This is a genomic window from Burkholderia seminalis (assembly GCF_001718535.1).
In the GTDB taxonomy this organism is placed as follows: Bacteria; Pseudomonadota; Gammaproteobacteria; order Burkholderiales; family Burkholderiaceae; genus Burkholderia; species Burkholderia seminalis.
The window spans coordinates 2,193,371-2,204,751 of record NZ_CP013400.1 but is presented as its reverse complement, the minus strand read 5'-3'; the positions used below and the strand labels follow the sequence as shown (position 1 = coordinate 2,204,751).

Genomic DNA, 11,381 nt, shown 5'->3' with positions numbered 1-11,381 from the left:
TTGTATCGCCGGATTTTCACGCGCCGCCGCCGTGCCTGTCACGCCGCGGCACTCGTTTCCCCGGGCCGCAGCGCGCGCGACAGGTCGTAGTGTCTGGCCGCACCGTAGCGTGGCGAACCGAAATGCCAGTCGTAGTTGCCGCGGATGTACGAGCGCGCGCCTTCGAGCAGGCGCAGCGACGTTCGATCGTCGGTGCGCGCCCGCACGCGGGCCTCCAGTTCCAGATAACGCATCAGATACCCGTTGTGGATCGCGGCCGCCGCGTCGAGCGCGGCTTGCGGCGCGAGGCCGCGTTCGTGCATCAGGACGCAGACGAGATTGCTGCTCGATTCGCCGGCTTCCTTCGGATACGAAAAGATGTCGTTGCAGAGGCACAGGATCAGGCCGGACAGCTTGCGCAGGCGCAGGACCTCTTCGTCCGCATAGAATGCGACGGGCGCTTCGTACCCCGCCGCGATGTCGATCAGTGCAAACGCGCCTTCGCCGCATCCGTTGTACGTGCGGCCGGAAAGGTATTCGGCCTCGCCCGGCACGACATCCGTCGCGTAGCGGCCGGCCTCCCACAGCGTCGAAAACAGGAACGTCATCATGCCGGCCGTCCAGCGTGCGTATTGCGCGGCCGTGGACGCGGCCGCGATGCGCGTGCAGATGTCCTGCGTCGCGCGTTGCAGCGCGGGCAGGAACGCGGCCATGTTCGGCAGGCGCGCGGCCAGCGCATCGCGCAGCGGCACCGGATCGTGACCGGCCGGATCCGCGATCATCTCGTACAGCCACAGGTAGAGCGCCCCGAGATCGCCCGGCGAGCGGGCGACGCCATGCAGGCTGCACAGGCCGTCGTCGATCGAGAAAATCCAGCCGTACGCGCGGGTCGCCGAGCACAGGCCGTCGAAGGTCGAGTACGCATAGACCCGTGCGCAGTATTCGCCGATCTTGCCGTGACGGATGCCGCTGGCCCAGCGCGGATCCTCGAGCAGGCCATGACCGTTCATCCAGGCCTGCAGGTTGGCTTCGGCGCGGTCGGCGTCGGGGTGCACGGGCGTCCGGAACGGGTGAAACAGGTGCGGAAGCACCAGCGTGGGCGCGGCGGCAACGGTTTCGACGGCGGACATGGCGTACCTCGCGGATAGCGGGTGACAACGGGTATCGTGAAGGGAGTCCGGCTTACTTGCCGAACCGGCGCGCGCGCTTGCCGTACGCATCGATGGCCTGATCGAAATCGTCGCGTCCGAAATCGGGCCAGCAGGTCGGCGTGAAATAGAACTCCGAGAAGGCGGTTTGCCAGAGCATGAAATTCGACAGGCGCTGCTCGCCGGACGTGCGGATCACGAGGTCCGGCTCGGGCTGGCCGGCCGTACAGAGCCGGCTCGCGATCATTTCCGGGCTGAGTTGCGCGAGCAACTGATCGACGGTGCCGGCCGCGACGTGCTCCTCGATCAGCGACCGGATCGCATTCAGCAGGTCGAGGCGGCCGCTGTACGCGACGGCGATGTTGACGTCGAGCCCGCGCGCATCGGCCGTGCGTCGTCGCGCGGCGCCGATCCGTTCGGCCGTGTCGGGCGGCAGCTTCGTCAGGTCGCCGATCACGTGCAGGCGCCAGCGGCCGCTGGCGGCGAGCTCGTCGAAAACGTCGGCGATCACCGCGAGCAGCCCGCGCAATTCCTCGGCGTCGCGGTTCAGGTTTTCGGTGGACAGCGGCCACAGCGTGACGAACGGGATGGCGGCTTCCTCGCACCACGACAGCAGCGCATGCACGTTGCGGCCGCCGGCCCGGTAGCCGTCGGCGGTCGGCAGGCCGAGCCGGTCGGCCCAGCGCCGGTTGCCGTCGAGGATGACGGCGAGATGCGTGGGCAGCGGCTGTGCCGCAACGCTCGGTACGGCGGGCGAATCGATGGCGAATGTTTCCGGCGCGCGCACAATCAGCTCTTGAGTCATGGCGACTCCTTCGAGGCGGGAAGCGATCGAAACGTCAAACAGCAGGGGGATTGTTATGCCAACTTCCGTATGTCGGCGTGGGGATGAATGTTCGCGCCGATGCGACCGCCCATTATTGGCCGATATATTCGGGATTTTCAAGTTAACGACGTGCGCGCAATCGCGGTGCGTCGGCCGTGCGGCCGGGCGGGCATTGCACCGCGGCGCATGGATCTCCGATCCGATTCGGTGCAGGCGATTTTCCAGCTGATGTCTTGTCGAAGCCGTCATTCCGGCCCGCGTTTTTCGCGCGTTTCGATTTCTTGAATAAACCGGAAATTAAAAAATAAAAACGAGGCAATCGACAGGCGGCCGAGGGCGGCGGAAACGATTCCGACGCGCCGACCGCGTGTTGCCGCTCATTGCCGCTTGCCGCGCGCCACTTCGTCGCCGGCGCCGGGCGGCAGCCGCCGCGTGATCGGAATCGACGCGAACGAGCACAGCCCGACCACCAGGAACGCGGGCCAGAAATCCGACCACATCATCTTCTGGTGGCCCTGCAGCCAGTGCGACACGTGCAGCACGAGGCCGGCCACCGTCACGCCGAGGCCGAGCGACATCTGCTGCACGACGCTGCCGAGGCTCGTGGCACGGCCCGCGTCGCGCGGCGAGATGTCCGCGTAGATCATCGAGTTCAGGCTCGTGAACTGCAGCGCGGGGAAGATGCCGCCTACGAGCACGATCAGCCAGATCGCCCAGGTCGCCATGCCGGGATGGAACACGCCGTACGCGGCGATCGCGAGGCCCGCGAAGGCCGCGTTGTAGATCAGCACCGTGCGAAAGCCGAAGCGGCGCAGCGTATGCGTGGCCGTCGAGCGGCTCACCGCGCCGCCGAGCGCGGACGCGCACGTGATGAGCCCCGAATGGAACGCGCTCATGCCGAGTCCTTCCTGCAGCGCGAGCGGCAGCAGGAACGGCACCGCGCCGAGGCCGATGCGGAACAGCGACCCGCCGACGACGCTCGCGTGATACGTCGGGATCTTCAGGAAACTGAGATCGAGCACCGGCCGTTCCTTGCGGCGCGCATACGGCACGTAGAGCGCCAGCATCGCGGTGCCGGCCACGCACATGAGGAGCGCGTTCGAGCGCGACGTGAGCGCGCCGTCGATCAGCGTGAGCCCCATCAGCAGCAGGGCGGCGCCGCTCGCCGACAGCAGGAAGCCGAACCAGTCGAGCGGGCCGGGATCGGGCTCGTGCGTGTTCGCGATGTGCTTGCTCGCGAGATAGATCCCGTAGAGGCCGATCGGCACGTTGATGAAGAAGATCATCCGCCAGTGCAGGTAGGTCGTGATGAAGCCGCCGACGAGCGGTCCGACCGTGGGCCCGAACAGCGCGGGAATCGCGAGGTAGTTCATCGCGCGCACGAGATCGGAGCGCGGCACCGCGCGGAAGATGATGATGCGGCCGACCGGGACCATCATCGCGCCGCCGACGCCCTGGATGAAGCGCGCGAACGTGAGCACGCCGAGCGAGTTGGAGGCCGCGCACATCAGCGAGCCGACGACGAAGATGCCGATCGCGGTGCGGAACACGGAGCGTGCGCTGAAGCGGTCGGCGAGCCAGCCGCAGATCGGAATGAACACGCCGAGGCCGACCACGTAGGCCGTGATCGCGATGTTCAGTGTGACGGGGTTGTGCCCGAAGTCCCTCGCCATCGCGGGCAGGGCGGTGACGATGATGTTCGCGTCGACGCTTTCCATGAACAACGCACAGGCAACGATGAGCGGTGCTAGAAAGACGGGCGACATGGGCTGGGCGCGCGGTAAAGACGCCATTATGCCCACAATGTGACCGTTGCGTCACGCATGACAACAGTTGTTCCGCATGTTGCAACAGTCGTCCTTTCCGGCCGGATGCGCGGAAGGAACGACTGCGCATGCGTGCCGATTTCTTTTGACGGTGGGCACGTGCGTTTCTAGAATATGAGCGTTTGCTCATATTCGAAACTCGCCTGTCCGCCATGTCCGGATCGTCCTCGCGTATCGCGCTGTCGCCCCGCAAGGCGCCGCGCCAGCGCCGCTCGGCGGCCACCGTCGACGCGATCGTCGAGGCCGCTGCCCGCATTCTGGAGCGCGACGGCTTCGACGGTTACACGACGAACGCCGTCGCCGCGCTGGCCGGCGTGAGCATCGGCTCGCTCTATCAATACTTCCCGAATCGCGACGCGCTGACGGCCGCGCTCGTCGAGCGCGAGAGTGCGCATCTGCTCGACGACGTCGACCGGGCGGCCGCGCTGTCGTCCTGCGACGACGTGCTGCGCGCCCTGGTGCGCGGAGCCGTCGCGCACCAGATGCGCCGGCCGGTGCTCGCGCGGCTGATCGATTTCGAGGAAGCGCGGCTGCCGCTCGGTGCGCGTGCGGCACGCGTCGCGGACCGCATCCACGCGACGCTGCTGCATGCGCTCGGCTTGCGCGATGCGCCGCGTGTCGCCGCGCCCGACGTCGTCGCGCACGATCTGCTGGCGATCGTGAAAGGGATTGTCGACGCGGCGGGCGCGCGCGGCGAGACCGATGCGGCGGCGCTCGAGGCGCGTGCATGGCGGGCCGTGCGCGGTTACCTGCGCGAGTCGCGCGAATCGAAACTTGCTTGATGTGCGCGTTTCGTGCGACAGTCGGACCGACTCGCACCACCACATGACGCGTATCGATCGAGGGCCATCGAGACGAACGCGCGCGCGAACGAGACCCCTTGCCGATCCATTCACCATCGAAAGGAGGGGACACGTCATGACGCCACGTCGTGCCGCACCGATTGCAACTCGCTTCCCGGTTCATCTCTCGTCACGCGCTGCGCCACCCGCGCCGCGTCTTCGCTGGGCGGCCACGCTGGCCGTCGCCTATCTCGCTGTCGCAGGCTGCGCCGCGCAGGCCGACAACGCGAACCAGGCCGCCGCGCAAGCGGCGGGCCAGTCTCCGGCCGCGGCCGCCACCGCCGCGGCACCCGCCGTATCGGGCACGCTGCTGCCGCCGCCGAGCCAGCTCTACGGCGACCTGTTCGTCGCGGTGCAGACCGCGCAGATCTACCCCGACCAGAAGACCTTCGTCGACGCGACGCCCGATACCGATCCCGCGACGATCGTGCAGTTGTATCAGCAACAGAAATCGCAACCGGGCTTTTCGCTGAAGACGTTCGTCGGCCAGCACTTCACGCCGCCGCCGGAAAGCGGCGTGACGCCGCCGCCGAACCAGACGCTGCGCCAGCACATCGACTGGCTGTGGCCGCAGCTCACGCGCACGAGCGTCACGGTGCCCCAATACGGTTCGCTGATCGCGATGCCGAAACCGTATGTCGTGCCGGGCGGCCGCTTTCGCGAAGGCTACTACTGGGATACCTATTTCACGATGCTCGGCCTGCAGGTGTCGGGACGCGAGGATCTCGTCGACAACATGCTCGACAACTTCGCATATCTGATCGATACGATCGGCCACATCCCGAACGGCAACCGGACGTATTACGCGAGCCGCTCGCAGCCGCCGTTCTTCGCGTACATGGTCACGCTCGCCGCGCAGGCCGAAGGCGACAGGGTCTACCAGAAATACCTGCCGGAGCTGCGCAAGGAACACGCGTACTGGATGCAGGGCGAAACCACGACGCCGCGCGGGCAGGCCGCGCGCCACGTGGTCGCGATGCCCGACGGCGCGGTACTGAACCGCTACTGGGACGCGAGCGACACGCCGCGCGACGAGTCGTATCTGGAGGACGTGACGACCGCGAAGTCGGCAACCGGCCGCCCGGCGAACGAGGTCTACCGCGACCTGCGTGCGGGCGCCGAAAGCGGCTGGGACTACAGCTCGCGCTGGTTCGGCGACGGCAAGACGCTCGCGACGATCCGCACGACGTCGATCGTGCCGGTCGACCTGAACAGCCTGATGTTCCATCTCGAGACGACGATCGTGAAGGGCTGCGCGGTCGCGCGCGACATGGCATGCGTGATCGATTTCTCCGGGCGCGCGGCACGGCGTGCGGCCGCGATCAACCGTTACCTGTGGAATCGTCACGGCTATTACGGCGACTACGACTGGCAGTTGCGCAAGCCGCGCGACGGCGTGACGGCGGCCACGCTGTATCCGCTGTTCGCGGGCGTCGCATGGCCCGAGCGCGCGAAGGCGACCGCGCGCGAAGTGCGCAAGACGCTGCTGCAACCGGGCGGGCTCGCGACGACGACCGAGAACACGGGCCAGCAGTGGGATGCGCCGAACGGGTGGGCGCCGCTGCAGTGGATCGCGATCGACGGGCTGCGCCGTTATGGCGAACCGGCGCTCGCGAAGGACATCGGCACGCGCTTCCTGTCCGACGTGAAGCATGTGTATGCGACGGAAGGCAAGCTCGTCGAGAAGTACGTGGTCGAAGGCGCCGGCACGGGCGGTGGCGGAGGCGGTGAATATCCGCTGCAGGACGGGTTCGGCTGGACCAACGGCGTCACGCTGAAACTGCTCGGGCTGTACGGCGAGTAATTCGCGGCGCGGCACACGAGCAAACGGGCCGGACGGTCGCGCGAGCGGCCGACCGGCCCGTGTTTTCATGCGGCGCGCATCAGAACGTGATCGTCGTGCGTACGCCGACCACCGTTTCGTCGCCGATGCGCGCGCCGGCCGCGTTCGGGTTCGGGATGCCGCCGCCCGGGCGGAAGAAGTGCTGCAGGTCGGCCTGCAACTGCCACCACGGCGTGACCTGGTACTGGTAGGTCGCTTCGACGACCGTCTCCGCGCGACGCACCGGATAGCCGGGCGTCGTGTACACGCCGGTATCGCCGTCGAGGCCGCGCGCATGCGAGCCGATCTTCGCGTAGCCGATCGCGATGCCGGCGACGTCGTTGTCGCGTCCGGCGAACGGCGCCTTCAGCGTCACGCCTGCGTTGGCCGCGAAGTCGACGACATTGCGGTCGCCGGGTGCGCCCATCACGCGTGCGAACACGCCGAGCGCGCGCGGGCTGTCGGCCGACGGCCGCCACACCATCTGGTCCGCGACCGCATAGAACCCGTAGTTGCCGCGATGCGTGGCGGGCGTGCCGTGACTCGCCGGATCCGCGAGCGACAGGCCGTCGGTGCCGTAACGCGGGTCGTTCGCGTGCTGCGACTGATACCAGAAGCCGAGCTTGTACGTGCCGGGCAGGCCGACGGGCTGCGGCGCCTTCGGATCGGCCGGCGGCGCGTTCAGCGCGTACTGCACCTCGCCGATCACGAACGCACCGCTGCGCAGGTTGAAGTGGGTGCCGTGCGCGTTCAGCACCTGCGCGTCGCCGTCGGTGCGGCCGGCCGGGTTGCCGTCGAACACGCCGATCATCGCGGTCCACGCGTCTGCCGGCTTCACGCGCAGGCGCACGCCGAGCGACGACAGCGGATACGCGGGGCCGCCGGCCGGCAGGTCGGTCGACGGCAACACGGGCCAGCCGAACGTCGCGTTCATGAACGTCGACGCGTTCTGGCTTACCATGAATTCCTGGTCGACGCTTTGCTGGCCGACCTTCACGTCGACCTTGCCGTCGAGCAACGACTGCTGGTACCAGAGCTCCCACAGGCGCGTGGTCGAGTTCGCTTCGATGCCGGTCGCGGTCTGCAGTGTCTGCAGGTAGCGCTGCGTGAGGTTGGTGCCATGGATCTGCAGCCCCGACACGTTGAACGTGCCGCCCGGCAGGCCGATCGCCTTGCCGGTATCGACGTTGAAACCGAATTGCGTGAGCCCCTGGTACGCGCCGCCGCGATGCGTGCCGCCGGACGTGTTGTACAGGTACTCGCTGGTTTCCTGCAGGCTCAGCGTGACGCCGTGATCGCCCAGCAGGTCGCGCAGGCCGCCCATGTCGCCGAGCAGGTTCGAACGCTCCCAGAAGCCGGTGGGGGCGGGCGCGGCGGCATCGGCGGCCTGTCGTGCGGGCGCGGCGGCGTCGCTGGCGCCGGCTGCCGGTTCGGCCGCGGCCGGTGACGACGCCTGCGCGAACGCGGGGGTGGCGGCAAGCGACAGCAGCAGCGTGGCGAGCGCATTGACGCGGCGCTTGCGCGGGACAGGTTCGAGGTGATTCTTCATGCGGATTCCGTTGATGATTTGATTAGCTAGACTGAATAAATGAAGGCGCGATGCGGGAAATGCGACGAGACGATCGTGCGGCGTTCCAGGGCGAGTGGTACCGCCGCGCGGCGACGGGATTACGGCAGCCAGCCGCCGACGCGCCACACCTGCGCGAAGCCGAGGCGCGAGGCGGCCGCGCACAGCAGCGCGGCGAGCGCGACCGCGGCCGCCATCGCGGCGACCAGCACGCAGTCGAGCGGGCGTGGTGCCGCGGGCACGTGGGCGAGCGCGATGCCGCGCCAGTTGCTGAACGCGTGGGCGAGCGGCGAGAGGCCGGAAACGAATGCACGGTCGCACGCGACGTGGGCGATGCGCTTGAGTCTGAGCGCGAAGGATGGAAAGAACATGACGCTGCCTCCGTCCGGTCCGGCAAACGCCGGACGACGTGATCGAGCGCGGGCGCATGACGCAACCTGCGATCGGAGGGTGGAACGTAACGGAGCGTGCGACTGGCGAGGCGGCGATGGCCGGCCCGGGAGGAAGCGCGCTAACCCGACGAATGCGAGCTAGCGGCGAAAGACATGCGTCTGGCTGCTATCTCGCGATGGCTTGGCCGGCCTGGACCGGCATCGAACTGCAACTAGAGCATGTGTCCACGGGGGGACTCCCTTGATGAATTGGGGCGGATTGTAGTCGCGACTTTTGCTGCGGCGCAAGCAAAAAACGCACGAAAGATGACGTCCGTGGCCTGCGCGTCGCAACGGACCGCGGTCGCGCGGCAGCGGCCTGGCGGGGGCCGGAAGCGCACGCGGCGGGATACTCCGTGCCGTTGCGCGCACGCATCGCCGCCGGAGCGCATCCTGACGCGCTGAAAGGTTTCGGTGCGCCATTTCAAGGGCAAATCTTTCAGCGGCGAAACGCGGGGAATTTATTTCGAGAAATGGGGTTGGGAGGGGTTGACTTCACTTTCGGGCCGTCCATAGAATCCGCCATCTTCACTCTTGGGGCCGCCGCCTTGGACGCCTGCAGTAGTCGATCTTCGAACGAAATTTCCGCCTGAGCGACCGACGTCCGCGCCTCATCGAAGCCGCCGTTTGTCTCCCGGGCAAACGGTGCGCGCAGCAGCATTCCGCAGCAAATCCCTACGTGCACCCTGATTCGCGCCGGTTAGCGTGATGCGTTTTCGCATGCGTTGGCCGGTTTCACCGCCGCCTGGCAGGCGGCCGCGTTCGCGCGTGCCTTTTCCCGGCTCGCGAATGGCGGCCCGCCGGCCTGACGGCGGTCAACCGTGTTTTCCGGAACACCGCACAGGAGCCGCCATGAACGACAGTGACAGTTGTCCCTTATGCCCGTTGCACGCACCGACCCTTTTGAACCCCGGTCGCAGGGACAATCCGGCCGACTAGCCTGACACGTCGTTCAGGCCCCGGACTGGCCCCGCGCCCACGACGCGGCCGGCACGCCTGCCGTCGCCGCACGGAGCCAGACCATGAACTTCGGCCTTCTGCTGTCGAACCTTCCGCACGTCACGGAATCGCGCAACCAGTACGACGCGATGCTGACGCTCGACGCCCGTCCGCGGGTGTTCTCCCGCCTGCTGAACCAGCTGAAATCGTTGATCCACTGAAGGAAGCGCCGAGCGCGCCTCGGCATGCGCACGCGTGGCCGCCTTCGGGCGGTCGCCCCGTGCGCATTCCAAGGTCACACGCTTATCGAATCGCATAACCCTTAGCCGTACGGAACACATCATGTCCACGCCATCCAACGTCTCTCCACCGATCGCCGCCGAACGCAGCGCCGTGCTCGACGACGCCCACCTCGGCGACATCCGCGGCGCACTCGGCACGATCCCGCACCACGACACCGGTGCGCGCGGCACGTGGTGGGCGCGCCTGCGCACGCTGCTCGCGATCATCGGCCCGGGCCTGATCGTGATGGTCGGCGACAACGACGCCGGCGCATTCGGCACCTACACGCAGGCCGGCCAGAACTACGGCACGACGCTGCTGTGGACGCTGCTGCTGCTCGTGCCCGTGCTGTACGTGAACCAGGAAATGGTGCTGCGCCTCGGCGCGGTCACCGGCGTCGGCCATGCACGCCTGATCTTCGAGCGTTTCGGCAAGTTCTGGGGCGCGTTCAGCGTGATCGACCTGTTCCTGCTCAATGCGCTCACGATCGTCACCGAGTTCATCGGCATCACGTTCGTGCTGGATTTCTTCGGATTGCCGAAGGTGGCCGGCGTGTGCGTGGCCGCCGCGCTGACGATGGCCGCGGTGAGTACCGGCGATTTCCGGCGCTTCGAGCGGTTCGCGATCGGGCTGTGCGTGATGAGCCTGCTGCTCGTGCCCGTGCTCGTGTCGATCCATCCGAGCGTCGCGCAGATGTCGCGCGATTTCTTCGTGCCGAACTGGCCCGCGCACGCGAAGCTGTCGGACGTGATGCTGCTCGTGATCGGCATCGTCGGCACGACGGTTGCGCCCTGGCAGCTGTTCTTCCAGCAGAGCTACGTGATCGACAAGCGCATCACGCCGCGCTTCATGAAGTACGAGAAGGCCGACCTGTGGATCGGTATCGCGTTCGTGCTGGTCGGCGCGGTGGCCATGATCGGCTTCAGCGCCGCGCTGTTCAGCGGCCATCCGGAAGCCGGCAACTTCACCGACGCGGGCGGCATCATCGCGGGCCTGGAGAAGTATGCGGGTCGCACGAGCGCGACGCTGTTCGCGATCGCGCTGCTCGACGCATGCATCATCGGCGCGGCGGCGGTGTCGTTGTCGACCGCGTATGCGATCGGCGACGTGTTCAAGATCCGCCACTCGCTGCATCGCGGCGTGACCGACGCAAAGGGCTTTTATCTCGTCTACTTCGGCATCGTCGCGGCGGCGGCCACGCTCGTGCTGATCCCGGGCAGTCCGCTCGGCCTGCTGACCGAAGCCGTGCAGACGCTGGCCGGCGTGCTGCTGCCGAGTGCCACGGTGTTCCTGCTGGTGCTGTGCAACGACCGCCAGGTGCTCGGCCCGTGGGTCAACTCGACGAAGCTCAACGTGTTCACGGGCGCGGTGATCTGGGTACTCGTGCTGCTGTCGATCATCCTGACCGCGTCGGTGATGTATCCGGATATCAGCGGCGAAGCGATCGTCGACGTGCTGGTGGGCGGTACCGTGCTTGCGATCGCGGGGTATCTCGCGACGGTCCTGATTCGCCGCAACAAGCGCGTGGTGGAGCCGGGTGTCGACCGGTCGCTGCGCGATACGTGGCGGATGCCGCCGCTCGACACGCTCGAGCCGCAGAACATGACGCTCGCGACGCGGATCTGGATGGCCGTGCTGCGCGGCTATCTCGTGATCGCGGTCGGGCTCGTGATCGTGAAGGTCGTGCAGATGACGCTGCTGAAGTAACGTCGCACCGCA

General features: G+C 67.4%; 10 protein-coding genes. 4 read left to right on the top strand and 6 right to left on the bottom strand.

Annotation, left to right across the window (positions count from 1 at the left end; all coding sequences use genetic code 11):
- Positions 1-38: 38 nt before the first annotated feature.
- From WJ12_RS30425 to WJ12_RS30415, 3 genes are all read right to left on the bottom strand, one after another.
- A complete protein-coding gene (locus WJ12_RS30425) occupies positions 39-1,109 on the bottom strand; it encodes a terpene synthase family protein (protein ID WP_059556798.1) in 1,071 nt (356 codons plus the stop codon).
- Positions 1,110-1,161: 52 nt separating this feature from the next.
- Entirely contained in the window at positions 1,162-2,202 is a 1,041-nt protein-coding gene (gene uppS, locus WJ12_RS30420) for a polyprenyl diphosphate synthase (protein ID WP_226103937.1), read from the bottom strand.
- 128 nt (positions 2,203-2,330) lie between these two features.
- Positions 2,331-3,719: an MFS transporter gene (locus WJ12_RS30415; RefSeq protein ID WP_059556796.1), complete on the bottom strand. Its 1,389-nt coding sequence runs from the start codon at positions 3,717-3,719 to the stop codon at positions 2,331-2,333.
- A 212-nt stretch (positions 3,720-3,931) separates the two neighbouring features.
- On the opposite strand from WJ12_RS30415, the gene WJ12_RS30410 reads away from it, so the two are divergent.
- Positions 3,932-4,561: a TetR/AcrR family transcriptional regulator gene (locus tag WJ12_RS30410; protein WP_034189391.1), complete on the top strand. Its 630-nt coding sequence runs from the start codon at positions 3,932-3,934 to the stop codon at positions 4,559-4,561.
- A gap of 136 nt (positions 4,562-4,697) precedes the next feature.
- Complete coding sequence (gene treA / locus WJ12_RS30405; protein WP_059556795.1) at positions 4,698-6,425, top strand: alpha,alpha-trehalase TreA; 1,728 nt, start codon at positions 4,698-4,700, stop codon at positions 6,423-6,425.
- Between the two features lie 79 nt (positions 6,426-6,504).
- Here treA and WJ12_RS30400 read toward each other — a convergent pair whose 3' ends face one another.
- The 3 genes from WJ12_RS30400 to WJ12_RS36165 form a co-directional block, all read right to left on the bottom strand.
- Positions 6,505-7,992 (bottom strand): carbohydrate porin, encoded by a 1,488-nt coding sequence (locus WJ12_RS30400; RefSeq protein ID WP_059556794.1) that lies wholly within the window; start codon positions 7,990-7,992, stop codon positions 6,505-6,507.
- A gap of 119 nt (positions 7,993-8,111) precedes the next feature.
- Positions 8,112-8,381: a hypothetical protein gene (locus WJ12_RS30395; protein WP_049035638.1), complete on the bottom strand. Its 270-nt coding sequence runs from the start codon at positions 8,379-8,381 to the stop codon at positions 8,112-8,114.
- Positions 8,382-8,880: 499 nt separating this feature from the next.
- Complete coding sequence (locus WJ12_RS36165) at positions 8,881-9,102, bottom strand: hypothetical protein (RefSeq protein ID WP_154233767.1); 222 nt, start codon at positions 9,100-9,102, stop codon at positions 8,881-8,883.
- Positions 9,103-9,463: 361 nt separating this feature from the next.
- Here WJ12_RS36165 and WJ12_RS36535 point away from each other — a divergent pair, with 361 nt between their 5' ends.
- Positions 9,464-9,601, top strand: coding sequence for a hypothetical protein (locus WJ12_RS36535; RefSeq protein WP_167361904.1), 138 nt, complete (start codon positions 9,464-9,466; stop codon positions 9,599-9,601).
- Positions 9,602-9,722: 121 nt separating this feature from the next.
- Positions 9,723-11,369: an Nramp family divalent metal transporter gene (locus WJ12_RS30390; RefSeq protein WP_034189395.1), complete on the top strand. Its 1,647-nt coding sequence runs from the start codon at positions 9,723-9,725 to the stop codon at positions 11,367-11,369.
- Positions 11,370-11,381 lie beyond the last annotated feature (12 nt).